The organism is Mycobacterium shinjukuense, assembly GCF_010730055.1.
In the GTDB taxonomy this organism is placed as follows: domain Bacteria; phylum Actinomycetota; class Actinomycetes; order Mycobacteriales; family Mycobacteriaceae; genus Mycobacterium; species Mycobacterium shinjukuense.
Genome location: NZ_AP022575.1, coordinates 4,192,281 through 4,217,318 on the forward strand (window position 1 = coordinate 4,192,281; position 25,038 = coordinate 4,217,318).

24 protein-coding genes are annotated in these 25,038 nt (G+C 68.2%); 15 read left to right on the plus strand and 9 right to left on the minus strand.

Features of this window, described 5'->3' with window-relative positions:
• Window positions 1–98: 98 nt before the first annotated feature.
• Entirely contained in the window at window positions 99–896 is a 798-nt protein-coding gene (locus G6N20_RS18970; RefSeq protein WP_142272138.1) for a hypothetical protein, read from the plus strand.
• Window positions 897–1,031: 135 nt separating this feature from the next.
• Here G6N20_RS18970 and disA read toward each other — a convergent pair whose 3' ends face one another.
• The 3 genes from disA to G6N20_RS18985 are packed head-to-tail and all read right to left on the minus strand — an operon-like array spanning window position 1,032 to window position 4,178.
• Window positions 1,032–2,108 (minus strand): DNA integrity scanning diadenylate cyclase DisA, encoded by a 1,077-nt coding sequence (gene disA, locus G6N20_RS18975; protein ID WP_142272133.1) that lies wholly within the window; start codon window positions 2,106–2,108, stop codon window positions 1,032–1,034.
• 19 nt (window positions 2,109–2,127) lie between these two features.
• Window positions 2,128–3,552, minus strand: coding sequence for a DNA repair protein RadA (gene radA, locus G6N20_RS18980; RefSeq protein WP_083050512.1), 1,425 nt, complete (start codon window positions 3,550–3,552; stop codon window positions 2,128–2,130).
• A gap of 56 nt (window positions 3,553–3,608) precedes the next feature.
• Entirely contained in the window at window positions 3,609–4,178 is a 570-nt protein-coding gene (locus G6N20_RS18985; protein WP_083050509.1) for a hypothetical protein, read from the minus strand.
• 303 nt (window positions 4,179–4,481) lie between these two features.
• Here G6N20_RS18985 and carD point away from each other — a divergent pair, with 303 nt between their 5' ends.
• Genes carD through rlmB form a run of 5 tightly spaced genes read left to right on the plus strand, consistent with a single transcriptional unit; the run spans window position 4,482 to window position 8,557 of the window.
• Entirely contained in the window at window positions 4,482–4,970 is a 489-nt protein-coding gene (gene carD / locus G6N20_RS18990; RefSeq protein WP_003419482.1) for an RNA polymerase-binding transcription factor CarD, read from the plus strand.
• A 17-nt stretch (window positions 4,971–4,987) separates the two neighbouring features.
• Window positions 4,988–5,671: a 2-C-methyl-D-erythritol 4-phosphate cytidylyltransferase gene (ispD, locus tag G6N20_RS18995; RefSeq protein ID WP_083050506.1), complete on the plus strand. Its 684-nt coding sequence runs from the start codon at window positions 4,988–4,990 to the stop codon at window positions 5,669–5,671.
• Complete coding sequence (gene ispF, locus G6N20_RS19000; protein WP_083050503.1) at window positions 5,668–6,147, plus strand: 2-C-methyl-D-erythritol 2,4-cyclodiphosphate synthase; 480 nt, start codon at window positions 5,668–5,670, stop codon at window positions 6,145–6,147. The genes ispD and ispF overlap by 4 nt, the downstream gene beginning before the upstream one ends.
• Before the next feature lie 60 nt (window positions 6,148–6,207).
• Window positions 6,208–7,635: a cysteine--tRNA ligase gene (gene cysS / locus G6N20_RS19005; protein WP_083050500.1), complete on the plus strand. Its 1,428-nt coding sequence runs from the start codon at window positions 6,208–6,210 to the stop codon at window positions 7,633–7,635.
• Window positions 7,625–8,557, plus strand: a complete 933-nt coding sequence (rlmB, locus tag G6N20_RS19010) for a 23S rRNA (guanosine(2251)-2'-O)-methyltransferase RlmB (RefSeq protein ID WP_083050586.1) — start codon at window positions 7,625–7,627, stop codon at window positions 8,555–8,557. Before cysS ends, rlmB begins: the two co-directional genes overlap by 11 nt.
• Window positions 8,558–8,622: 65 nt before the next feature.
• Here the strand turns inward: rlmB and G6N20_RS19015 are convergent, their stop codons facing one another.
• Both G6N20_RS19015 and G6N20_RS19020 read right to left on the minus strand, forming a co-directional pair.
• Window positions 8,623–9,543, minus strand: coding sequence for an MBL fold metallo-hydrolase (locus G6N20_RS19015; RefSeq protein ID WP_083047299.1), 921 nt, complete (start codon window positions 9,541–9,543; stop codon window positions 8,623–8,625).
• A gap of 25 nt (window positions 9,544–9,568) precedes the next feature.
• Window positions 9,569–10,282, minus strand: coding sequence for a sensor domain-containing protein (locus G6N20_RS19020; RefSeq protein ID WP_372516420.1), 714 nt, complete (start codon window positions 10,280–10,282; stop codon window positions 9,569–9,571).
• A gap of 178 nt (window positions 10,283–10,460) precedes the next feature.
• Between G6N20_RS19020 and G6N20_RS19025 the strand changes: the two genes are divergently transcribed.
• Entirely contained in the window at window positions 10,461–11,540 is a 1,080-nt protein-coding gene (locus G6N20_RS19025; protein WP_083047295.1) for a LacI family DNA-binding transcriptional regulator, read from the plus strand.
• A 171-nt stretch (window positions 11,541–11,711) separates the two neighbouring features.
• On the opposite strand, the gene kstR is transcribed toward G6N20_RS19025, so the two are convergent.
• Window positions 11,712–12,314 (minus strand): cholesterol catabolism transcriptional regulator KstR, encoded by a 603-nt coding sequence (gene kstR, locus G6N20_RS19030; RefSeq protein WP_142271974.1) that lies wholly within the window; start codon window positions 12,312–12,314, stop codon window positions 11,712–11,714.
• Window positions 12,315–12,595: 281 nt separating this feature from the next.
• On the opposite strand from kstR, the gene G6N20_RS19035 reads away from it, so the two are divergent.
• Entirely contained in the window at window positions 12,596–14,728 is a 2,133-nt protein-coding gene (locus G6N20_RS19035; RefSeq protein ID WP_083047290.1) for an acyl-CoA dehydrogenase, read from the plus strand.
• 97 nt (window positions 14,729–14,825) lie between these two features.
• Here the strand turns inward: G6N20_RS19035 and G6N20_RS19040 are convergent, their stop codons facing one another.
• Entirely contained in the window at window positions 14,826–15,356 is a 531-nt protein-coding gene (locus G6N20_RS19040) for a hypothetical protein (RefSeq protein WP_083047288.1), read from the minus strand.
• A 45-nt stretch (window positions 15,357–15,401) separates the two neighbouring features.
• Window positions 15,402–16,478, minus strand: coding sequence for a ferredoxin--NADP reductase (locus G6N20_RS19045; protein WP_083047311.1), 1,077 nt, complete (start codon window positions 16,476–16,478; stop codon window positions 15,402–15,404).
• Between the two features lie 161 nt (window positions 16,479–16,639).
• Here G6N20_RS19045 and hsaA point away from each other — a divergent pair, with 161 nt between their 5' ends.
• The 5 genes from hsaA to G6N20_RS19070 all read left to right on the plus strand — a co-directional run bounded on the left by hsaA (window position 16,640) and on the right by G6N20_RS19070 (window position 21,171).
• On the plus strand, window positions 16,640–17,824 hold the full coding sequence (gene hsaA / locus G6N20_RS19050) for a 3-hydroxy-9,10-secoandrosta-1,3,5(10)-triene-9,17-dione monooxygenase oxygenase subunit (protein ID WP_083047286.1): 1,185 nt from the start codon (window positions 16,640–16,642) through the stop codon (window positions 17,822–17,824).
• A gap of 12 nt (window positions 17,825–17,836) precedes the next feature.
• Entirely contained in the window at window positions 17,837–18,718 is an 882-nt protein-coding gene (hsaD, locus tag G6N20_RS19055; RefSeq protein ID WP_083047284.1) for a 4,5:9,10-diseco-3-hydroxy-5,9,17-trioxoandrosta-1(10),2-diene-4-oate hydrolase, read from the plus strand.
• Window positions 18,715–19,617 (plus strand): iron-dependent extradiol dioxygenase HsaC, encoded by a 903-nt coding sequence (hsaC, locus tag G6N20_RS19060; RefSeq protein WP_083047282.1) that lies wholly within the window; start codon window positions 18,715–18,717, stop codon window positions 19,615–19,617. The genes hsaD and hsaC overlap by 4 nt, the downstream gene beginning before the upstream one ends.
• 2 nt (window positions 19,618–19,619) lie before the next feature.
• Complete coding sequence (hsaB, locus tag G6N20_RS19065; protein ID WP_083047280.1) at window positions 19,620–20,183, plus strand: 3-hydroxy-9,10-secoandrosta-1,3,5(10)-triene-9,17-dione monooxygenase reductase subunit; 564 nt, start codon at window positions 19,620–19,622, stop codon at window positions 20,181–20,183.
• Window positions 20,184–20,562: 379 nt separating this feature from the next.
• The gene (locus G6N20_RS19070) at window positions 20,563–21,171 is read left to right on the plus strand and encodes a hypothetical protein (RefSeq protein WP_083047278.1); all 609 of its coding nucleotides are present in this window, start codon (window positions 20,563–20,565) and stop codon (window positions 21,169–21,171) included.
• A 37-nt stretch (window positions 21,172–21,208) separates the two neighbouring features.
• Here G6N20_RS19070 and G6N20_RS19075 read toward each other — a convergent pair whose 3' ends face one another.
• A complete protein-coding gene (locus G6N20_RS19075) occupies window positions 21,209–22,930 on the minus strand; it encodes a GMC oxidoreductase (RefSeq protein WP_083047276.1) in 1,722 nt (573 codons plus the stop codon).
• A gap of 423 nt (window positions 22,931–23,353) precedes the next feature.
• Here G6N20_RS19075 and G6N20_RS19080 point away from each other — a divergent pair, with 423 nt between their 5' ends.
• The gene (locus G6N20_RS19080; protein WP_232065546.1) at window positions 23,354–24,172 is read left to right on the plus strand and encodes an MlaE family ABC transporter permease; all 819 of its coding nucleotides are present in this window, start codon (window positions 23,354–23,356) and stop codon (window positions 24,170–24,172) included.
• A complete protein-coding gene (locus G6N20_RS19085; protein ID WP_083047272.1) occupies window positions 24,172–25,038 on the plus strand; it encodes an ABC transporter permease in 867 nt (288 codons plus the stop codon). Before G6N20_RS19080 ends, G6N20_RS19085 begins: the two co-directional genes overlap by 1 nt.

Genomic DNA, 25,038 nt, shown 5'->3' on the forward strand with positions numbered 1-25,038 from the left:
CCCATCGGGCGCCACTAACACGGCGGCCGGCCGGTTAACCCGGCGACACGCCGAGGCGGGTCAAACAAGTCCGCGTGACCTGGGCCTACGGTGTGAATGTGCTGGATCTGGAACCGCGTGGCCCGCTACCTAGCGAGATCTACTGGCGGCGCAGGGGGCTAGCCCTGGGCATCGCGGTGGTCGTGATCGGTATCGCGGTCGCCACGATCATCGCCTTCGTTGGCGGCAACGCCGGGGCCAAACCCGCCAACGCCGAAAAGCCGAGCACCGCTCAGGGGCAATCACCGGCGCCGCAGCCGCCGCAGGCGCCGCAGCCGGCGGCGCAAAGCCAAGGAAACACCCCGGGGGCGCCGCCCCAGGGGCAAAACCCGGAGACGCCCACACCCACCGCCGCGGTGCAGCCGCCGCCGGTCCTCAAGGACGGCGACGACTGTCCCGATTCCACGCTGGCCGTCAAGGGTTTGACCAACGCGCCCCAGTACTACCTCGGTGACCAGCCGAAATTCACCATGGTCGTGACCAACATCGGGCTGGTGTCCTGCAAGCGCGACGTGGGTGCCGCCGTGCTCGCGGCCTACGTTTACTCGCTGGACAACAAGCGGTTGTGGTCCAACCTGGACTGCGCTCCGTCCAACGAGACGCTGGTCAAGACGTTTACCCCGGGCGAGCAGGTGACCACCGCGGTGACCTGGACCGGGATGGGATCGGCGCCGCATTGCCCGTTGCCGCGTCCGGCTATCGGGCCGGGAACCTACAACCTGGTCGTCCAGCTGGGCAATCTGAGATCGCTTCCGGTCCCGTTCATTCTGAATCCCCCGCCCCCGCCGCCCGGGCCGGTACCCGCCCCGGGCCCGGCGGTCGCGCCGCCGCCGGAGTCGCCCGCGGCCGGCGGATAGCTACTCCGAAGTTCCCCTTTTGGCCCGGATCAGCACCGAGCCTGTAGTTAGCGGTCTAGCCTCTCGCACTTTCCCACGCTAACTACAGCTTCGGCGAAACCGGCCAGCCATATGCCCGACGAGCCGACCGGCGCCTCAGTGATCGGCAATGGTCGACTCCGCCAGCTGCGATAGCCCCTCACGCACGTGGCGCGCCCACATGGCGCCGATACCGTCCACGGATTGCAGGTCGTGGGCGCTGGCCGCCAGCAGGCCCTGCAATGTTCCGAACGACCGGACCAGCAGGTCGACGTGGGCGAACTGCAGCCGGGGGATGCCGGCCATCGCACGGTAGCCACGCGGGCTCAGCGCCGAGTCCTGGGCCTCTGCCGTCGTCGGATAGCCGAACACCTTGGCCAGCGCGGTCAGCTCCAGCAGGTCGGTGTCCGACAGCGAGTCCAGCTCGTCCAGGGTGGCGGCGATTTGCGCTCCTGAGGGGGGTTCGGGGCTGGCGTGGTAATCACGCACGATCAATTCCCGTGCGGTGTCGTTGCCCCGCAGCAGCTCGTCGAGCTGCAGCCGCAGCTGACGCCCGTCGGTGCCGAGCTCGACGACGTCGTAGTCGATCACCAGCCCGATGCGGCGCACCAACTCGAGTCGTTGCATCACCGTCATCACGTCGCGCAGCGTCACGAAGTCCTCGATTTCGGCCCTGGACAGTTGCCGGGTGACCTCGTCGAGCCTGGTTTTGTACCGCTCCAGGGTGGCGATGGCCTGGTTTGCCCGCGACAGGATGGTCGCGGAGTCGGCCAGCACGTGTCGCTCCCCGCCAACGTAGACCGTCACGATGTTCATCGAGTGGCTCACCGAGATCACCGGGTAGCCGGTCTGGATCGCGGCCCGCTCGGCGGAGCGGTGCCGGGTCCCCGATTCGTCGGTGGGTATCGACGGATCCGGGACCAGTTGCACGTTGGCTCGCACGATGCGGCTGCCGTCGGTGGACAACACCACGGCGCCATCCATCTTGCACAGCTCGCGCAGCCGGGTCGGCGCATAGCGGACATCGAGGGCGAAGCCGCCGTCGCAGATGGCCTCGACGTTCTCGTCGTGGCCGAGCACGATCAGGGCGCCGGTGCGGCCGCGCAGGATCCGCTCCAGGCCGTCCCGCAGCCCGGTGCCGGGTGCCAGGCGGGCGATGGCCTCCCGCAGGGTCGGACGTGTCACAGCGTGCATTCTGCTATGTGCGGGACGGTCAGTGGGAAGCATCCAGCCGATGGGGTGGCGCGGGAGCGCCGCCGCGGTGATCGGCGATGTCGATCATGTGCTCCAGCGCGGCGACGATGGTGGGGGCGGGCAGCGCGCGCAGACCCGGCGGCGTGGCGTCGCAACCGGGCGGGATCAGCGCGATGGTGCACCCCTGCCGGGCCGCTTCGGCCAGCCGCCGCTGCATGCCGTTGACTTGCCGGAGGTCACCGGCCAGCCCCACCTCGCCGATCATTACCGCGGTGGTGGGCAGCGGCAGATTCGCATACGCGGACGCCAGCGCGATCGCGACGGCCAGATCCGATGACGGGTCGGTCAACCGCATGCCGCCCACGGTGGACAGGTAGATGTCGTTGACGGCGATGGTCAGCCGGGCGTGCTTTTCCAGCACGGCGGTGATCATGGCGGCCCGGGCATGGTCGATCCCGCTGACCGCCCGTCGTGGTGAGCCGCCCGGCGGCGCCGCCAGCAATGCCTGCACCTCACCGATCAGCGGCCGGCGGCCATCCAATGTCACGGTGATCGCGGTGCCGGCCACCGGTACCGGCCGCTGCTCCAAGAACAGCTGCGACGGGTCAGCGACGCCGTCAATCCCGTTGTCGTGCAGGAGGAAACACCCGACCTCGTCGGCCGCGCCGAACCTGTTCTTAACGCCGCGGACCATCCGCAGCATGCCGTTGCGGTCGCCTTCGAAGTGCAGCACCACGTCGACGAGGTGTTCCAGCGAGCGGGGTCCGGCAATCGCCCCGTCCTTGGTGACGTGGCCGACCAAGAGCAGCGCGATCCCATTGGCCTTGGCGGCGGCGGTCAGCGCGGCCGTCACCGCGCGCACCTGCGTCACCCCGCCGGCCACGCCGTCGGCCTCGCCGGTGGACATCGTCTGCACCGAGTCCACGATCACCAACGCTGGCCGCAGCATCTCGATGTGGCCCAGCACCGCCCGCAGATCGGATTCGGCGGCCAGGTAAAACTCTCCGGTGCCACAGCCGATCCGATCGGCGCGCAGCCGGATCTGCCCGGCGGATTCCTCGCCGGAGACATACAGCGCGCGTTGGCCCGACCGCGCCCAGCGGTGGGCGACCTCGAGCAGCAACGTCGATTTGCCCACCCCGGGATCGCCGGCCAGCAGCGTCACCGAACCGGGGACCACGCCGCCACCGAGCACCCGGTCCAGTTCGGCCATGCCGGTCGGGCGGTGCCGGCTGAGGTTGGGCTGCACGGAGCTGATCGGAACGGCCCGCGCCGCCGGTTGCCGAGCCGCGGCCGTGGCGCGACGGCCGCGGCCCCCGACCGCGCTGAGCACGGGCACCTCTTCGACGGTGCCCCAGCTATCGCACTCCAGGCAGCGTCCCACCCACTTCGCGGTCAGATGTCGACATTCCGAGCAACGGTACTGCACACGGGTGTTGGCCACGCCGCGACCGTATCGCGGGGGTGCGACAACCGACGGGCGGACCCGGTCGCGAGGCTTTAGTGCTTGGCCGGCGATGCTTCCCGCGGTTGGGCCAGCCCGGCCGAGATCGGCACCATGACGCTGCCCTGCCCGGCCTTGTCGAAGGTGAACGTGAAGTTGTACAGCAGGCCGTTGGTGATGGGCTTGGTCAGCAGGACGCTGGCCCGGGCCGCTTCGTTGGCCGGCAGCGGACCCGGCGCGACGACCTGGCCGTCCGGTGTGCCGACGAACAGCATCCCGCCCGCGGGCAGCCGAGCATCACCGGTCACCGTCACGGTGCCGATGTCGGTGCTGATGCCGGTCAATCGGTCGGTCACATCCGACGATTGGTTGACGGCGACCAGCACCAGGTCCACCGCCTTGCCGGGCCGCAGGAAATCACCGGTCTGGGTGGCCTGGATGCGGATGTCGCGCAGCGCCACGTTGTTGATCGTGAGCTTGTTGCCGTTGACGGCCGGTTCCTGATTGGCGGTCTGTGAGATTTGGCCGGTGCCGCAACCGGCGAGCACGGTGGCGGTGGCGGCGGCCAGTGCGCCGACCGCGGCGTGACTGGCCCGCGCGCGAAGGCGGGTCTTGAAGCGGTTCACTCAAAGCCTCCTGCTGGGCCTCGACACGGGAAATCGCGACGACACGATCACAGCGGGTTCAACCGTGCACAGTCAACTATGCACAGTAGTAGCAACGGCGAGTCGACGGTAGCGGCAGGACGCGTGCGATCCGGCCGAGCGGCGGCGGCGGCCCAGGGTGCCGTGGTCGCGGCCGACCCGATGCACGTCTTGGCCCGGATGTCAACCCCCAATGTTCCCCGGCTGTGCCCCTGACCTGCACCGTTGTTCGCATGCCGGGGAGGCCCCGTGTTAGCATGAAGCAACGAAAGGGGCTCGAATCAGATGATTTTCAAGGTCGGTGACACCGTTGTCTACCCACACCACGGTGCAGCGCTCGTCGAGGCGATCGAAACCCGGACCATCAAAGGGGAGCAAAAAGAGTATCTCGTCTTGAAAGTGGCGCAGGGCGACCTCACCGTTCGAGTGCCCGCCGAGAACGCCGAATACGTCGGAGTCCGCGATGTCGTCGGCCAGGAAGGCCTAGACAAGGTATTCCAGGTGCTGCGGGCGCCGCACACCGAGGAGCCGACCAACTGGTCGCGCCGCTACAAGGCCAACCTCGAGAAGCTCGCTTCCGGGGATGTGAACAAGGTCGCCGAGGTGGTGCGCGATCTGTGGCGTCGCGACCAGGAGCGCGGCCTGTCCGCCGGTGAGAAGCGCATGCTGGCCAAGGCTCGCCAGATTCTGGTCGGTGAGCTGGCGCTGGCCGAGAGCACCGACGACGCCAAGGCCGAGACCATCCTGGACGAGGTTCTGGCCGCCGCTTCCTGAACACCTCGGGGCGTGCGGTGCTCGGGGGAAGAAGCACGGTAGTCGCGATCGTCCCCGCCGCGGGGTCGGGGGAACGGTTGGCCGCCGGCGTGCCAAAGGCGTTCTATCAACTCGACGGGCAGACCCTGGTGGAACGGGCCGTCGGGGGTCTGCTCGCTTCCGGGGTCGTCGACAGTGTCGTGGTGGCAACACCACCAGACCGCACCGACGAGGCCAAGCTGATCCTCGGCGGCAAGGCGACGGTGGTGGCCGGCGGGGCCAACCGTACCGAGTCGGTGAGCTTGGCCCTGACGGGTCTTGCCGGGCCGGGCCAACCGGACTTCGTGCTGGTGCACGACGCCGCCCGGGCGCTGACCCCGCCGGAGTTGATCGTGCGCGTCGTCGACGCGCTGCGGGCTGGGAATGCCGCCGTGGTGCCCGCGCTGCCGCTGTCTGACACCATCAAGGCCGTGGATGCCAACGGGATGGTTCTGGGCACGCCGGAACGGGCGGGTCTGCGGGCGGTGCAGACCCCGCAAGGGTTCGCCACCGACCTGCTGGTGCGCGCCTATCAGCGCGCCGGCGCCGCCGATTTCACCGACGACGCGTCCGTGGTGGAGCACGTCGGCGGCCTGGTTCAGGTGGTCGACGGGGACCCGCTGGCGTTCAAGATCACCACTCGACTGGACTTGTTGCTGGCCAAAGCGGTTGTGCGCGCGTGAACGGCCTGCCCCGGGTCGGCTTGGGCATCGATGTGCACCCGATTGAGCCCGGACGGCCGTGTTGGCTGGTGGGGTTGTTGTTCCCGAGCGCCGACGGTTGCGCCGGACACTCCGACGGTGACGTCGCGGTGCACGCGCTGTGCGACGCGGTGTTGTCCGCCGCCGGGCTGGGCGATGTCGGCGACGTGTTCGGGGTCGACGATCCGCGTTGGCAGGGCGTCAGCGGTGCCAACATGCTGCGACACGTCGTCGGGCTGATCACCGAGCATGGTTACCGGGTGGGCAATGCCGCGGTGCAGGTGATCGGCAACCGACCCAAGATCGGGTGGCGCCGCTACGAGGCCCAGGCCGTGTTGTCGCGCCTGCTGAATGCGCCGGTGTCGGTGTCGGCCACCACCACCGACGGGCTTGGGCTGACCGGACGAGGCGAGGGCCTGGCCGCCGTCGCGACCGCACTGGTGGTTTCCATCCGGTAGTTCGCGGGGCGGACGTGACGGCTGCCGGTTACCGCAATTGGCCAGGTAAGCTGGCACGTCGTGACCGAGCAGGCCCGCTTGCGGCTCCATGACACGGCGACCGGCGCCGTGCGTGACTTCGTTCCGCTGCACCCAGGGCAGGTCTCGATTTACCTGTGTGGCGCCACGGTGCAGGGCCTGCCGCACATCGGCCACGTCCGCAGTGGGGTGGCCTTCGACATCCTGCGACGCTGGCTGCTCGCGCGCGGATACGACGTCGTGTTCATCCGCAACGTGACCGACATTGACGACAAGATCCTGAACAAGGCCGCCGCGGCGGGCCGGCCGTGGTGGGAGTGGGCGGCCACCTACGAGCGCGCGTTCACCGCGGCCTACGACGCGCTGGACGTGATGCCGCCGTCGGCCGAACCGCGCGCCACCGGACACATCACCCAGATGATCGAGCTGATCGAGCGCCTGATCGACAAGGGCCACGCGTATACCGGCGGCGGCGACGTCTACTTCGACGTTCTGAGCTACCCGGAGTACGGTCAGCTGTCCGGGCACAAGATCGACGACGTCCATCAGGGCGAGGGTGTGGCGCCCGGGAAACGCGACCAGCGCGACTTCACGTTGTGGAAGGGCGAAAAGCCGGGCGAGCCGTCCTGGCCGACGCCGTGGGGCCGCGGACGTCCGGGCTGGCACCTGGAATGCTCGGCGATGGCCCGCAACTATCTCGGACCAGAGTTCGACATCCATTGCGGCGGAATGGATTTGATCTTCCCGCACCACGAGAACGAGATCGCGCAGAGCCGCGCCGCCGGCGACGAGTTCGCCCGCTACTGGTTGCACAACGGCTGGGTGACGATGGGCGGGGAGAAGATGAGCAAGTCGCTGGGCAACGTGTTGTCGATACCGGCGATGTTGGCGCGGGTCCGGCCGGCCGAACTGCGGTACTACCTGGGCAGCGCGCACTACCGCTCGATGCTGGAATTCTCCGAGACCGCATTGCAGGACGCGGTCAAGGCCTATGTCGGGGTGGAGGAATTCCTGCACCGCGTGCGCACCCGGGTGGGTGCCGTCGTTCCGGGACAGTGGACCGCGCGCTTCGCCGCGGCGCTCGACGACGACCTTTCGGTTCCGATTGCGCTGGCCGAGATTCATCACGCGCGCGCCGAAGGCAACCGGGCCCTTGATGCCGGCGACCACGACGGCGCGATGTGCTGCGCCAGCGCGATCCGGGCCATGATGGGCATCCTGGGCTGCGACCCCCTCGACGAGCGTTGGGAATCCCGCGACGAAACCTCGGCGGCGCTGGCCGCGGTCGACGTGCTGGTACGGGCCGAGCTGGAAAACCGGGAACGGGCCCGCGCGCAACGCAATTGGGCGCTGGCCGACGAGATCAGGGACCGACTCAAGAAGGCCGGCATCGAGGTCACCGACACCGCCGACGGGCCGCAGTGGTCGCTGGGTGGTGACGGCAAGTGGCAACAAGCGCATGCCCGGTAATTCGCGGCGCCGGGGCGCGGTTCGCAAGTCCGCCACCAAGAAGGGTGCAAGCGTCGGCTCAGGCGGCCAGCGCCGCCGCGCGTTGGAGGGCCGCGGTCCCACACCGCCGGCGCATCTGCGGCCGCACCATCCGGCTGCGAAGCGGGCCGCTTCGCAGCCACGCCGGCGGGCACGGGGTCGGATTGACGAAACCGAGACCGTGTTGGGCCGCAACCCGGTGCTGGAATGTCTGCGCGCCGGCGTCCCGGCCACCGCGCTGTACGTCGCGCTCGGTACCGAAGCCGACCAGCGACTGACCGAATCCGTGTCCCGGGCAGCCGATCTGGGCATCTCGATCCTCGAGGTGCCGCGCGCCGACCTGGACCGGATGACCGCCAACCACCTGCATCAAGGCATCGCGTTGCAGGTGCCGCCGTACCGCTACGCCCATCCCGACGAGCTGCTCGCGGCCGCACTCGACGCACCGCCGGCGTTGCTGGTCGCGTTGGACAACATCTCCGACCCCCGCAACCTGGGCGCCATCGTGCGCTCGGTGGCCGCGTTCGGGGGTCATGGGGTGCTGATCCCGCAACGACGCTCCGCGTCGGTGACCGCGGTGGCCTGGCGCACCAGCGCCGGGGCGGCGGCTCGGATTCCGGTGGCCCGGGCCAGCAATCTCACCAGGACCCTGAAGGATTGGGCCGAACAAGGGTTACGTGTGGTCGGGTTGGATGCCGGCGGCGACACCGCGCTGGACGACCTGGACGGCAGCGATCCGCTGGTGGTGGTCGTCGGCTCGGAAGGCAAGGGGCTGTCGCGGTTGGTGCGGCAGCACTGCGACGAGGTGGTGTCCATCCCGATGTCGGGTCAGACCGAGTCGCTGAACGCCTCGGTGGCCGCCGGGGTGGTGCTGGCCGAAATTGCCCGTCAGCGCAGAAGTTAGTGGGCGAGCAGACGCAAAAGCCCCCGAATCCGGCCGGATTCGGGGGCTTTTGCGTCTGCTCGCGCTCACAGCCAGGGGTCCTCGCGTTGCCACACCGTCGGCAGGTGCAGCGCGACACCGTCCGCGGCGGCCAGCTGGTCGAGGATGCGCATCGACACGTCGAGGTCGTCGCCGGCATATGGCAACGCCCGCAACGGCTTTGACAGTGGGCGGAAGAAGTCGTCCCAGTGGATCAGCACCACACGGCGGGCGCCCACCGCGCGCACCACCTCGGTCCAGTAGTCCACCAGATATTCCGGCGGCCGCAGGCCGAGTTGGCCGACGCCGAGGTAGACGACCTCGGCGCGGTGGCCGGCCAGTGCGCCCGTTAGGAAACCGGCGCTGCCCTGGATCAGCAGCCGCCGCCCCGACGGCCGGTGGTGGATCAGCGTCGACCACGCCTCACCGCAGCGGTACGCCGACGCCTTCACCGGCGGTGTCAGCGGCGCGCTGATCGCACCGGGAAACCGGTCGGGTGGGCAGTGCTGTGACCGCACCAGCGTTACGTGGTAGGCGCCCAATGTAATCTGCTCACCCGGCACGGCCACGATCAACCGGTCCTCGGGCAGCCCGTATCCGCGCCCCACGTTGGCCGCCGACTCACCCCCGACCAGCCGTGCGCCGGTGCGGTCGGCGACCAGCGCGCTGTCCATCGCGTGGTCGATGTGGGTGTGCACCGGGATGACGGCCGCCAGCGCGGACACCTTGGCCCGGGCCAGGCAGCCGTCGACGCGCGCCGGTGACGGCGCCACCCTGCCAAGCGCCACCCGCGCCAGACCGGGGCGGGAGAAGTAGCCGTCGGTCATCAGCGCCGACGACCCGTCGTCGAGCAGCAGCGTCGCCACGCCCATCCAGGTCACCCACAGCGGCGAATCGGGTGGCGCCGCGGGCACGGTGAACTTGTCCGAATACCGTCCAAGGTCGGGACGACCGGGTTTGAGCCGCATCAGCCGGCCATGGTCTGCCGGCGGCCTACTGCTTGGCGGCCTTGGCCGCGATCTGGTTCGCGATATCGACAGCGACCGCACCCGTTTGGCTGTAGGAGCAGGCCACGACGTCGATGGAGACGTTGTTGCGGACCGTCAGGGCTCGTTGGCAGGTCCAGCCGTCGCCGCCTTCCTGGACCTGTGAGGTGCTGAGCATGCCGTTGTGGTTGGTCACCTCGGCCACCGTCCAGATGGTGTCGGGCTGCCCCTGGGCGACGTCGGCGAATCGCCGGTTGGCGCAGCCAGTCCAGCTCTGCACCGACGAGTCGTAGAAGGCGTTGGCGTCACGCGCGGTCGGGAAGGCGACCACCGCCTGAATGGCGTAGTGCTTGCGCCTCTTGGAGTCGTCGACGCTGTCGTCGAGCCGCTGTCCGCGGATGGCGGTCCACCCGGTGCCGGCGTAGACCTTGTCCTGCGCGGGGCCGTCGACGGCCAGGCAATTCTTGTCGGCCACGTTCTGGCTCCAGTCCCACATCGCCCTGGTGCTGAACCACACCCTCATCGAGGTCGCACCTAGCTGGCTGTTGATCTGACCGACGTCGAGCAGCAGCCGCTCGAGCGCGGAAACCGCGATCGGAGCCTGGTTCACCGGTCCGGACGTGTCGGCGGCTACGGCGCTCCCGTCGACGACGTTGGTGCAACCGACGACCAGCGGGCTTGCACCGGCCAGCGCGGCGAAAGCGACACCGAACGCCGCGATCTGCTTGCGCACCGTGCACTCCCCTCACAACCGCCTCGACACCGCGTGCGACCAGCATAAACGCCGTGCCCCGGGCGCCGGCGGGCAACCAGGAAAACGGCCGGCATGATCGCGACGAACATCGAGACCGGCCCGGCTGGCTCACGTGAGCGCAGCACCCGCGGTAGCCTCACCGAACGTGAGTCCGACACCCCGCAGGCGCGCGACCCTAGCGTCGTTGGCGGCGGAGCTCAAGGTGTCACGCACCACCATCTCGAATGCGTTCAACAGACCGGATCAGCTCTCCGCCGAGCTGCGTGAGCGGGTGCTTGCCACGGCGAAGCGGATGGGTTACGCGGGACCAGACCCGGTCGCACGATCGTTGCGCACCCGCAAGGCCGGTGCGGTCGGTTTGGTGATGACCGAGGCTCTGACCTATTCCTTCAGCGACCCGGCGGCCCGCGACTTCGTCGCGGGGGTGGCGCAATCCTGCGAGCAGCTGGGCCAGGGCCTGCTGCTGGTGGCCGTCGGCCCCAGCCGGAGCATCGAGGACGGCACGGCCGCCGTGCTGGGCGCCGGGGTGGACGGCTTCGTGGTGTATTCGGTGTGCAACGACGACCCCTACCTGCAGGTGGTGCTTCAGCGCCGACTGCCGGTGGTGGTGGTCGACCAGCCCAAGGGCCTCGCCGGGGTGTCGCGGGTGGGCATCGCCGACCGCGCGGCGATGCGCGAGCTCGCCGGCTATGTGCTCGGCCTGGGGCATCGCCAGCTCGGCCTGCTGACCATGCGGCTGGGTCGGGATCGGCGTCAAGGCCTGGTGGACGCCGAGCGGTTGAAGTCGCCGACCTTCGACGTGCAGCGGGAACGCATCATCGGGGTGTGGGAGGCGATGGCCGAAGCCGGCGTCGACCCGGATGCGCTGACGGTGGTGGAAAGCTACGAGCACCTGCCGACGTCGGGCGGGACCGCCGCCAAGGTGGCGCTTCAGGCCAACCCGCGGATCACCGCGCTGCTGTGCACCGCCGACATACTGGCCCTGTCGGCCATGGATTACCTACGCGGACATGGCGTTTACGTGCCGGGGCAGATGACCGTCACCGGGTTCGACGGCGTGCCGGAAGCGATCAGCCGGGGCCTAACCACGGTGGCGCAGCCGAGTTTACGGAAGGGCCGCCGGGCCGGTGAGCTGGTGCTGCAGCCGCCGCGGTCCGGCCTGCCGGTGGTCGAGCTGCTGGACACCGAGCTGATCCGGGGTCGTACCGCGGGCCCACCGGCCTAGCCCCGGCGACGATGCGCGCCGCGAGGCGGCGTGCGGAGGAGTGGGGCGATTCGGCCCAGCCCGGCGACGATGCGCGTCGCGAGGCGGCGTGCGGAGGAGCGGGGCGATTCGGCCCAGCCCGGCGACGATGCGCGCCGCGAGGCGGCGTGCGGAGGAGTGGGGCGATTCGACCTAGCCGGCGCGTTCTTGGTCGCCGATCAGCAGGCGCACCGCCAGGTCCAGACGCTTGCTGACGTCGGTGGCCGAAGCCCGCCGGGTAAGCCATGCGAGCAGGTTCGATAACCACACGTCCGAGATCACCCGTGCGATGTGGTACTGCTCCTCGGTTGGCTCGCCGTCGGCCATGGCGCGCGCGAACATGGAGTCGATCAACTTCTCGACCTGGTCGACCTCGCTGGCCGCGGAGGCGTCGGCAAAGACGTAGGCACGCGTCATCGCCTCGGTGAGCAGCGGATTGCGCTGCATCGCGCGGTTGAGCTTGCCGACCATGAAATTCAGCCGTTGGAACGGGGTGCCGCCGGTCATCGCGGACCGGTCGGTCTTGGCGTCGATGCGGCTGAATTCCCGGCCCAGCGCCGAAACCAGCAGATGCACCTTCGATGGGAAGTACCGGTACAGGGTGCCAACCGCGACGTCGGCCCGATCCGCCACGGCGCGCATCTGCACCGCCTCGTAGCCACCCTTCGACGCGATGGCCATGGTGGCGTCCAGGATGCGCTTGCGGCGCTCCCGCTGCGCCTCCGAACCCAGGTCCGACTCGGCCAGGACCGCCACGTTCACGACCTCGCGAGGGCGGGTGTCAGCGGCGTGGGCCGGGTTGGTGTTCGCTGGCGACATCTGGCGGGCAACTCCTCTCCCGGGCCGAGCGTTCGCAAACGATACGCGTGCTGTGGCTTAATTTCTCACCTCCCCGTGGCCGGGACGACCACGTGTACTGCCGCGATACCGGTCGACTTGACGGTTGATCGCATGCACTATTAGAACACGTTCTAGTGCCCATGAATGGTTCCCGGGCATGCTCAAGCCAGGTGAATTTGACGATTCGGAGGACCGCGGTGGTAGCGACCGTCGCCGACGAACACTTCGCGGCACGCGAGTTGGTGCGAGACTGGGCGCGCACCGTGGTCGCCGGGGAGGCCGCGACGGCGGCCGTCCGTGAGCTGGAACACGGCAACGCCGACGCCTGGCGGCCGGTGTTCGCGGGTCTGGCTAATCTCGGGCTGTTCGGGGTCGCGGTTGCCGAGGACCGCGGCGGTGCCGGCGGCAGCGTCGAGGACCTATGCGCGATGGTCGGGGAGGCGGCCAAGGCATTGGTGCCTGGGCCGGTCGCGACCACCGCGGTGGCGACTCTGATCGTCACCGACCCCGAACTGCTGGGGGCGCTAGCCCGCGGAGAACGCTTCGCCGGGCTGGCGCTTGAAGGTCTTGACGGTGAGGTGCGGTTCGACGCCCAGACCATGCGAGCATCGGGCACCCTGCCGTGGGTGTTGGGCGCCGCACCCGGCGGGGTGCTGCTGCTACCGGCCGGCGGGGCTTGGCTGCTGGTCGACACCGCCAGCGACGGGGTGCTGGTCGAGCCGCTGCGGGCCACCGACTTTTCCCGCCCGTTGGCGACGGTGGTGCTGACGTCGGCACCGGTCACCGTGCTGGCCGCGTCGGGCCAGCGGGTCGAGGACCTGGCCGCAACCGTGCTGGCCGCGGAGGCCGCCGGGGTCACCCGGTGGGCGTTGGACACCGCGGTCGCCTACGCCAAGGTGCGGGAGCAGTTCGGCAAGCCGATCGGCAGCTTCCAGGCCGTCAAGCACCTCTGCGCGGAGATGCTGTGCCGCGCCGAGCAGGCCGACGCCGCCGCCGCCGATGCGGCCCGGGCCGCCGCGGAATCCGACCCCCGCCAGCTCTCCCTTGCGGCGGCCGTGGCCGCCAGCGTCGGCATTGCCACCGCGAAGGCCAACGTCAAAGACTGCATTCAGGTGCTTGGCGGCATCGGCTGCACCTGGGAGCACGACGCGCATCTGTACCTGCGTCGGGCCCACGGCATCGGCCGGTTCCTCGGCGGAACGGAGCGCTGGCTGCGCCGGGTGACGGCACTCACCCGCGACGGCGTGCGTCGTCGTCTGGGCATCGACCTGTCCGAGGTGGAGAGCTTGCGACCACAGATCGCCGCGGCCGTCGCTGACGTGGCGGCGCTGCCCCCGGAACAGCGCCAGCCGGCGTTGGCCGATGCCGGGCTGCTGGCACCCCATTGGCCCGCGCCGTATGGACGCGGTGCCTCGCCCGCCGAGCAGCTGCTGATCGATCAGGAGATGGCGGCGGCCGGCGTCGAGCGGCCGGACCTGGTGATCGGCTGGTGGGCGGCGCCGACCATCCTCGAACACGGCACGCCCGCGCAGATCGAGCGGTTCGTGCCCGCCACCCTGCGCGGTGAATTCCTTTGGTGTCAGCTGTTTTCCGAGCCGGAGGCGGGTTCTGACCTGGCCTCGCTGCGCACCAAGGCGGTGCGCTGCGACGGCGGCTGGCGGCTCACCGGGCAGAAGGTGTGGACATCCAAGGCGCACGTGGCGCGGTGGGGAGTGTGCCTGGCGCGTACCGATCCCGACGCTCCGAAACACCAGGGCATCACCTACTTCCTGGTGGACATGACATCACCGGGAATCGAGATCCGGCCGCTACGGGAGATCACCGGCGACGCGATGTTCAACGAGGTCTTCCTGGACAACGTGTTCGTGCCCGACGAGCTGGTGGTCGGCGCGGTCAACGACGGCTGGCGGCTGGCCCGCACCACGCTGGCCAACGAGCGGGTCGCGATGGCCACCGGCACCGCGTTGGGCAACCCGATGGAGGAGCTGCTCACGGTGCTGGCCGAGGTCGATCTCGACGTGGCCCAGCAGGACCGGCTGGCGAGGTTGATCGTGCTGGCCCAGGTCGGTGCGTTGCTGGACCAGCGCATCGCCCAGCTGGCCGTGGGCGGCCAGGATCCGGGCGCGCAATCCAGCGTGCGCAAACTCATCGGGGTCCGCTATCGGCAGGCGCTGGCCGAATATCTGATGGACGTGTCCGAGGGCGGCGGCCTGGTGGAGAACCGTGCGGTGTACGACTTCCTCAACACCCGGTGCCTGACGATCGCCGGCGGCACCGAGCAGATCCTGCTCACGGTGGCCGCCGAGCGGCTGCTCGGGCTGCCGCGTTAGCCCGGTGCGCCCACTTCGCCGAGGCTGTAGTTAGCGTGCCGGCAACTCGCACTTTTCAGCGCTAACAACAGGCCCGCGAGCGCATCGGTTCCCGTCGCTAGGAAAAGTTCGTCTGCGCGCAGGTGCTCGGCGAGGTGAGGTTGACACCGGGGTAGACCACCTGCATGTGCGTGCACACGATGACGTTCACGGTGGTCATCGGTTGGCCGGTGGACCAACTGGTCGAGTCGATGACACCGGTGGTCTGGTACTTCTCCGGCGGGCCCTCACCGAAGTAGACCGTGGTAATCACGTCGGACCCGCCCGCCTTCATCACCCGCTCGAACTGGCTGGTGGCGTGCGCGTCCAAGTAGGCCAGCCGATTTGACGAACGGATCTCGGTGGTTTGGCGAGCCCACAACCCGGGTGGGAAGCCGGCGGGGCCGTCCGGTGTGCGCAGGTTCGCTCCGGCGACGAAGTCGCAGCTACCGGTCGGGTGGCAAGTGACGAAGGTGTGGGTCTCCAGCTGGGTGGTCTCGTCGACCGGGAACAGGGTGGTGGCGGTGTTGCTGCCCGCCGCCGACGGCGGGGCGGGCAGCAACGTCACCATCAGTGCGGCCATCGCAAGGCCCGGAATCAGCCGCCTCATCGTGCTCCCCTTCCCGCTGACGTCGAGGGTGAACGTCGGCCGCGACTACTCGTCGTAGGTCACTTCTACCGAATCAGATTCCGGGCGAGATTGACAGGCCAAAATTAGCCCGTCGTCGAGATCTTGCTGTTCCAGCACGTCGTTGACGTCCATGTGCACTTTGCCGCTGCGCAGCGTGCAGGCACACGCGCCGCAGTGGCCTTCGCGGCAGGAAAACGGTGCGTCCAGGCCCGCGGCCAGCAACACGTCGAGCAGTTTGGCGTTGCGCGGCCACGACACGGTGTGGGTTTCACCGTCGAGCTGCACCACCGCGGTTGCCGGCGCGTCGTCGCCGGTGTCGTCGATCTTGACCGCCGCGAACGGGTCGGAGTCCAGCGACCTGAAGACCTCGATGTGCACCCGCCCGGCGGGCACCTTCAGCGCCGCCAGCGCGTCCCGGGCTGCCTGCATGAACGGGCCGGGCCCGCAGATGAACGTCGCCCGGTCGGTGTAGGGGGCGGCCAGCTTGGCCAACGCGCCCGCGCTCGGCAGTCCCTGCAGCGATTCCAGCCAGTGCACCACCGTGAGCCGGTCGGGATACTTGGCGGCCAACTCGCGCAGCGCGTCGCCGAAGATCACCGAGCGATCGTCGCGGTTGGCGTAGATCAGCGTCACCTGCCCGCCGCCTTCGGCGAGCGCGGACTTGCAGATCGACATGATCGGGGTGATCCCGCTGCCCGCGGCCAGCAGCAGGAAGTTGTCGTCGAGGGTTTTGGGAACGAAGGTGCCCGACGGCGCCAGCACGTGGATGCGCATGCCCGCGTGCGCGTGGTCGCACAGCCAGTTGGACGCGTATCCGTCGGCGGTTCGTTTGACGGTCACCATCAACGCGTCGTCGGTGAACGGCGAGCTGCACAGCGAGTAGCACCGGGCCACCGAGCCGGTGCGGTCGCTGGGAACGCGCAGCGTCAAGAATTGACCGGGCGCGTAGCGCAGCCGCTCGGCGGGGATCACCGGATCGTTGGGCCCGCTCGGCACCGCGAACACCAGCGACCGGGCGTCGTCGGTTTCGACGACGACCTCGGCGATCTGCAGTTCGAGAACGTGGTCGCCGAGCGGCTCGTCGGGTGTCGCCTCGGTCAAGACCAAGCCCTCTCTTCCGCGGTAACCGGAACCGCAACTAGAACATGTTACAGAAAACTCGATCCGTAGCGCTACCAGCCGCAGGAATACCCTGCTCGACACAAATCGGAACGTGTTCTAGTCTTCTGGGTAAGTCCACACTCGCCAGGAGGCAAACGTAAGTGACGTCCATTCAACAGCGCGATGCGCAGTCTGTCTTGGCTGCCATCGATGATCTCCTGCCGGAGATTCGGGACCGCGCTCAGGCCACCGAGGATCTGCGCCGGCTGCCCGACGAGACCGTCAAGGCGCTCGATGACATCGGCTTCTTCACCCTCCTGCAGCCCGAGCAGTGGGGCGGCCTGCAATGCGATCCCACGCTGTTCTTTGAGGCAACGCGCCGGCTGGCCAGCGCGTGCGGTTCCACCGGCTGGGTGAGCTCGATCGTCGGCGTGCACAACTGGCACCTGGCGCAATTCGATCAGCGGGCCCAGGAGGAGGTCTGGGGCGAGGACCCGAGAACGCGGGTCTCGTCCTCGTATGCGCCGATGGGTGCGGGGGTCGTGGTCGACGGCGGCTACCTGGTCAACGGGTCGTGGAACTGGTCGTCGGGATGTGACCACGCCACCTGGACGTTCGTTGGGGGCCCGGTCATCAAGGACGGCCGGCCGGTGGACTTCGGCAGCTTCCTGATCCCGCGCAGCGAATACGAGATCAAGGACGTGTGGTACGTGGTCGGTCTGCGCGGCACCGGCAGCAACACGCTGGTGGTCAAGGATGTCTTTGTGCCCCGGCACCGATTCCTGTCCTACCGGGCGATGAACGACCACACCGCCGGCGGGCTGGCGACCAACACCGCACCGGTCTATAAAATGCCATGGGGCACAATGCATCCCACCACCATCTCGGCGCCGATCGTCGGCATGGCATACGGCGCCTACGCCGCGCACGTGGAACACCAGGGCAAGCGGGTGCGCGCGGCGTTCGCCGGTGAAAAGGCCAAGGACGACCCGTTCGCCAAGGTCCGCATCGCCGAGGCGGCCAGCGACATCGACGCCGCGTGGCGCCAGTTGATCGGCAACGTCGGCGAAGAGTACGCATTGTTGGCCGCCGGCAAGGAGATTCCGTTCGAGCTGCGCGCCCGGGCGCGTCGTGACCAGGTACGCGCGACCGGTCGCTCGATCGCCTCGATCGACCGGCTGTTCGAGGCCTCCGGTGCCACCGCACTGTCCAATGACGCTCCCATTCAACGGTTCTGGCGCGACGCTCATGCCGGACGGGTACATGCCGCCAACGACCCCGAGCGGGCATACGTGATCTTCGGGAACCACGAGTTCGGGTTGCCTCCCGGTGACACCATGGTCTAAGGCGTGACTGCGGTGAGTCAAGCGGCGACAGAGGATTTGACGTTCGAATCCACCTCGCGCTTCGCGGAAGTCGATGTGGATGGACCGTTGAGGCTGCACTACCACGAGGCCGGCGAGGGCAACGACCAGACCGTGGTGCTGCTGCACGGCGGCGGGCCCGGCGCGTCGAGCTGGACGAATTTCGCACGCAACATCGCGGTGCTGGCGCGGCGATTTCATGTGCTGGCCGTCGACCAGCCCGGCTATGGCCACTCCGACAAACGCGCCGAGCACGGCCAGTTCAACCGCTATGCTGCCAGGGCGCTGAAGGGGCTGTTCGACCGGCTGGGCCTGGGGCGGGTCCCGCTGGTCGGCAATTCCCTCGGCGGGGGCACCGCGGTGCGGTTCGCGCTGGACTACCCCGACCGGGCCGGACGCCTGGTGCTGATGGGCCCGGGAGGCTTGAGTGTCAACCTGTTTGCCCCCGACCCGACCGAGGGCGTGAAGAAGCTGTCGAAGTTCTCCATCGCGCCCACCCGGGAGAACCTCGAGGCTTTCCTGCGGGTCATGGTGTACGACAAGAGCCTGATCACCCCGGAGTTGGTGGACCAGCGGTTCGCGCTGGCCAGCACGGAGGAATCGCTGACGGCGACGCGGGCGATGGGAAACTCGTTCGCCGGGGCCGATTTCGAGCTCGGAATGATGTGGCGCGAGGTGTATCGGCTGCGCCAGCCGGTGCTGTTGATCTGGGGCCGCGAGGACCGGGTCAACCCGCTGGACGGCGCGCTGGTCGCGCTCAAGACCATCCCGCGTGCGCAGCTGCACGTGTTCGGGCAATGTGGACATTGGGTGCAGGTGGAGAAGTTCGACGAGTTCAACAAGCTGACCACGGATTTCCTAGGAGGTGCGAGATGAGCATCCGGTCGCTGGGCTATCTGCGCATCGAGGCCACCGACCTGGCCGCCTGGCGGGAGTACGGCCTGAAGGTCCTCGGCATGGTCGAGGGCAAGGGCGCCACCGAGGGTGCCTTGTACCTGCGGATGGACGACTTTCCGGCCCGGCTGGTGATCGTGCCCGGTGAGCACGACCGGCTCGCGGAGGCCGGTTGGGAATGCGCGAATGCCGAAGGCCTGCAAGAGATCCGCAACAGGCTCGACCTGGAGGGCACGCCGTACAAGGAAGCCACCGCCGCCGAGCTGGCGGAACGGCGAGTGGACGAGATGATCCTGTTCGCCGACCCGTCGGGCAACCCGCTGGCCGCCTTCCACGGCGCCGCCCTGGAACACCGGCGGGTGGTCAGCCCATACGGGCACCGGTTCGTCACCGGTGAGCAGGGCCTGGGGCACGTGGTGCTGACCACCCGCGACGACGCCGAGGCCCTGCACTTCTACCGGGACGTGCTGGGCTTCAAGCTGCGCGACTCGATGCGGTTGCCGCCGCAGCTGGTGGGCCGCCCGGCCGACGGGCCGCCGGCGTGGCTGCGGTTCTTCGGCTGCAATCCGCGTCACCATTCGTTGGCCTTCCTGCCGATGCCGACGCCCAGCGGCATCGTGCACCTGATGGTCGAGGTGGAAAACGCCGACGACGTGGGCCTGTGCCTGGACCGGGCGTTGCGGCGCAAGGTGCCCATGTCGGCCACCCTGGGCCGGCATGTCAACGACCTGATGCTGTCGTTCTACATGAAGACACCCGGCGGGTTCGATGTCGAATTCGGGTGCGAGGGAAGACAGGTCGACGATCGCGATTGGATCGCCCGGGAAAGCACCGCGGTCAGCCTGTGGGGCCACGACTTCACGGTCGGCGCTCGCGGCTAATTATGTCGGCTCAGATTGACCCACGCACGTTCCGCAACGTGTTGGGCCAGTTCTGCACTGGCATCACCATCATCACCACGATGCACGAGGGCGCGCCCGTCGGGTTTGCGTGCCAGTCGTTCGCGGCGCTGTCGTTGGAACCGCCGCTGGTGCTGTTCTGCCCGACCAAGGTGTCGCGGTCCTGGCAGGCCATCGAGGCGACCGGTCGGTTCTGCGTCAACGTGCTGACCGAGAAGCAGAAGGACGTCTCGGCGCGATTCGGCTCCAAGGAGTCCGACAAGTTCGCCGGTATCGATTGGCGCCCTTCGGAACTGGGTTCGCCGATCATCGAGGGCTCGCTGGCCTACATCGACTGCACGGTAGCGTCGGTGCACGACGGCGGTGATCACTTCGTGGTGTTCGGTGCGGTCCATTCGCTGTCGGAGGTGCCGAAGATCAAGCCGCGGCCGCTGCTGTTCTACCGCGGCGAGTACACCGGCATCGAGCCGGAGAAGACCACGCCGGCGCAATGGCGGGACGACCTGGAGGCGTTTCTCACCACCACCACCCAGGACACCTGGCTGTAGGCTGAGACCCGCGAGCAGACGCAAAAGCCCCCCAAACGGCCCGGTTTGGGGGGCTTTTGCGTCTGCTCGGCGGGGTCAGGCGCGCGGTGCGCAATACCCTTATCGGTCCCGCCGCCGATGGCATGATTCCACTCACGTTGTCAACTCATTTGACATTCGGCGGCATTCCTATGTGATGTCAAATTGGTTGACTGCCGACCTCCCATCGTTCGTTATCTCCGATTTCAAAAAGTCAGTTCCCATACGGCTGTGACGGCGTTAATATCGCGGTCATTGTTCGCCAAGTTGACCTGCGATGGGCGACGTCCCGGCGATTCCCTGAGACCGAGAAAACAACTAACCGACCCGCACGCGGGTCCCGATCACGGATAGGTACGAAATGTCACTACAAACTGCCGAATCTCGGGTCTCTGACCTGCGCAAGCGCGACGCTGTCGGCGAAGCCTGGCAGTGGATCGTCGATCTCAAGCAGCAGGCGAAGTCGGACCCCAAGGGCGCCGAGGCGCAACTCAACGCGATCTTCAAGCTCGGCACCGTGCCAACCGATCTGGACGGACCGACCGATGGCATCCTCGTCATGACGACGACGACCCCGGTCCTCGACGCGGCCGCCCGGTTGGTCACCGCCCGGTGGATGCCGTGGCGGGGAAAGCGGTTCGACGCGGTGGCAAGCACCGGCGACAACCGCATGACCGCCAGCTCACGGCTCCCCGCCAAACTGCTGTGGCCGCTGTACACGATGAAGGACGCCGCCGACGGCAAACTGGCCTTCGACTTCAAGACCTATGCCGACGCCGGCAAGGCCGATCCGGACGTGCGGGTCATGGTGATCGACTACGCGGACGTCGACGACAACCCCCGGCTGATCATCAGAAGCATCCGCGACGAGTTGGTGGAGGTGGTGCCGGGCGCCTACCTCGGCAAGATCCTGTTCCGGCTGCCACGAAGCCGCTACGCGATGCTCGGCTTCTTCGCCCTGCGGACATAGCCGCGACGCCCGGGCGGCCGGCTGCGCGCCGCCGAGCTCAGGTGCGGTCGTCGGCTTCGGTGGCGGGGTCGTAGCCCGGCAGGCCCAGCTCGGCGCGCAGCAATTCGGCGGTGCGTTCGGCGAACATCGAGATGGTCAAAAACGGATTCACGCCGATCGCGCGCGGGATCACCGAGGCGTCGCAGACATACAGCCCGTCGTAGGTGCCGCCGTCGGGCCGGAACACTCGGCCGGCGTGGTCGACCACGCCGGCGTCGACATTGTCGGCGGTGGCGCATCCGCCCATCGGGTGCGCGGTGATCAGGTGCTTGCCCAGGATGCGCTTGTCCCAGCGCGGGTTCTTTATGTAGGTCCCGCCGATCGCCTCCACCGCCGGCGCCAGGATGGCGTCGACGTCGCGGTACATGCGCTCCGTCGGCGCCCCCGGCCAGTCGATGGTGACCGAGCCGTTCTTGCGCAGCACCAGCTCGCCGTCGGAGTTGTCGTGCAGCATGATCAAGAATCCCAGTGAGTGGTTCATCGCCCCGTCGGTGTTGAAGGCGATGTCGCGGCGCCAGCGGTCCAGCTTGTCCCGACGGAAGTCGCGGTAGCTGGTGGCGGCCAGGCCCATCAGCCCCACCCGGAAGCTGTCGATGAGCGCGCGGGGCAGCGACAGATCCTGCACGGTGAACCGTTTGCGCAAGTCGGATTGGTCGGCGCCGAACCGCATCACCGCGGTGATGCTGGGCCCGCACGCCAGCTCGCGGCGCGGCGGCCCGTCGGTGGTCGCCCAGGCCTGGGTGTCGGTCCGCATGTCGGTGTTGTAGGCGATGCCGAAGTTGTCGCCGTTGCCGCTGAAGTTCTTTCCCAGCCGCGCCGACAGCGCCAGCCCGGCCCGACGCGAACGCAACAGGATCGCGTTGCTGCCCAGCGTGCCGGCGGACACCACGACATGGCGGGCGGTGATGACCACCTCGGCGTCGGGGTCCGCCCCGCCGGTGCGCCGGGCGATCACCCGCCACCGGCCGTCGGCCGTCTGCTCGATGCGCTGAGCCTCGATGCCACAGAACATCTGGACGCCGTAGTGGGCGGCCATCGGCAGGTAGTTGGTCATCAAGGTGTTTTTCGAACCGGTGTTGTCGCCGGTGCCGTCACCGCCGTGGTTGGGGCAGCGTCGCCGCTGCACGCCGTACTTGGTGACTCGGTCCTCGGTGCTGACGGTGATGTCCAGGACCTGCATCTGGGTGCCGGCGTTCTTGGCGATCTGGGCGAACGCTTCGACCCGACGCAACGGCACGTGCTGCGCGTAGGGCACCGCGCCCAGCATGCGGCGCGCCCGCGCATAGTATTTCGCCAGCCCGCCGACACCGTCGCGTTCCCGCTCCACCAGGTCCTGGAACTGCCGGGGCCAGGACGCCAAGAACACCTCCCGATCGGGCACGATCGCCACGTTGAAGTTGATCAGCGAGGTGCCCCCGAGGCCGTTGGCGTGGATGACGTCGATGGTCTTGAACCGTTCGATCTCGATGAGGCCCAACGGGTTCAACGGTGACCGCAGTTGTGCCAGCGCGGTCTTCTCGGTCTCCGGGAAGGTGCCGGTGGGATGTTCGGCGCCGCGTTCCAGCACCGCGATATCGAGCTTGCCGCCGGCGGCCGCGTTGGCAACTCCGAGTCGCGCGGCGGTGATGGCGCCGCCGTAACCGGAGCCGAGGATCACGACGTCGTATTCGCTGCGCAGCGCATCCGTTGATGACGCCAAAGACGCGGCCGATTCTGCCATGACAGCAACCTCCGTCTGTGCAAACCCAAGGATTAAGTACCGCAGCGTAGACCGCCGCGCCTTCGTCAGGGAAGAATCGGGCGAGAAAAAGAACGGGTGTAAAAGAGTTTGACATCGGCTATGAGAAATGTTCGATGTCAAAAAAATTGACCGCAGATGATTATAACGAAAATATAACGGTTAGGAATCTGTTCCATAACAGATGATGCCGCTGTGGGCGAACTCAATACCATCCGTTCATCAACTTCCGAAGCGCCCAGTTGATCAAGGGAACGGCATGTCGTTTTCGCTTACCAAGACCCTGCCGCGGCGGTGCCTTTCGATCGGGAGGGTCCGGTGAGTCCGGTCGTTGCTGCCGACGCGCCGGCCCGCGCGGCTGACGACGGAGCCCCGGTTGCTCGCAGACCCGGCTCCGCCCGGTCGCTGGCCGCCGCGGTCAGCACGCCGTGGCGCTGCGTGCTGCGGCAGGCCGACGAATCGTTGCGGACCCTCGGCCGATTCTTCGAACTGGCCGCGCAGTCCGCCGGCTACCTGATCACCGATCTGGTCCGCTTACGCCACCCCTGGCGGGAAACCCTCAACCAGGCCTCGTTCATCGTCGGCGTCACCGCGATTCCGGCGCTGCTGATCTCCGTCCCGTTCGGGGTCATCGTCGCGGTGCAGGTGGGTAGCGTCATCCAGCAGGTCGGTGCGACGTCGATCTCGGGTGCGGCCGGCGGCCTCGGCGTCATCCGGCAGGCCGCGCCGATCGTGGCCGCCTTGCTGCTGGGCGGGGCGGCCGGCGCGGCGATCACCACCGACCTGGGCGCGCGCAGCATCCGCGACGAGGTCGACGCGCTGCGCGTGATGGGCATCGACCCGGTGCAACGCCTCGTCACGCCCCGGCTGGCGGCGATCATCGTGGTGTCGCCGCCGTTGTGCGTCTTCATCGTCTTCATGGGCCTGGCTGCGGGCTACGTCATCAATGTGGGCTTCCAATCCGGCACTCCCGGAAGCTATATCGCCTCGTTCGGATCGTTCGCCACCATCGCCGATGTCGTGGTGGCATTGCTGAAAACCTGGCTGTTCGGCGTGCTCGTGACGCTGATCGCCTGCCAGCGAGGGCTGGAGGCCAAGGGGGGTCCGCGCGGTGTTGCCGACGGGGTCAACGCGGCCGTCGTCCTGGGGGTGGTCACGGTGTTCGTGCTCAACCTGGTGATCACCGAGTTCGTCACCCTGTTCATGCCGGCGAAGGTGGGTTGATGGCGACACCCTCGCGGCATCTGCCGCACGGACTGGGGGCGCCGCTACGTGCCTTGTTGGCGGTGGCTTATCGGGTCGGCTCGCCGTTGGAGCGACTCGGGCACCAGGCCACCTTCCTGGCCCAGGCGCTGGGCGCGATGCCGCGCACCGTCGCACGCTACCGCCGGCACACCGGAGCGATCTTGGTCGACATGATCTGGGGCAACGGATCGGTGGTGGTCGGTGGCGGCACCATCGGGGTGCTGGCGTTCATGGGCACCGCGATCGGGGCCTCGGTCGGCGTCGAGGGGTATGCCGTCCTGGACATGGTCGGCATGGGGCCGCTCACCGGGTTCATCTCGGCCTACGCGAACACCCGCGAGATGGCCCCGATGATCGCCGCCATCGGCTTCGGCGCCCAAGCCGGCACCCGGATGACCGCCGAGATCGGCGCCATGCGCATCGCGGAGGAGATCGACGCGGTGGAGGCCCAGGGCATTCCGGCCATTCCCTACGTGGTGACCCCGCGGCTCATCGCCGGGATGATCACCATCGTCCCGCTGTACCTGTTGGCCCTGGCGTTGAGCTATCTGTCGTGCGCGCTGGTGGTCACGCTGCATCAAGCGTCGGGCACCTACTACCACTACTTCGACGCGTTCATCCAGCCGTCGGACATCGCGTTCTCGGTGGTCAAGGCGATCGTCTTCGTCACCCTCATCGTCGTCATCCATTGCTACGAGGGTTACTACGCCGGCGGTGGCCCCGAGGGGGTCGGCCACGCCTCGGGCCGCGCGATCCGCGCCAGCCTGATCGGCATCGTCGTCGCCGACATGGTGCTCACGTTGCTGTTTTGGGGCAACAATTCCGGCCTAAGGCTGTCGGGGTAG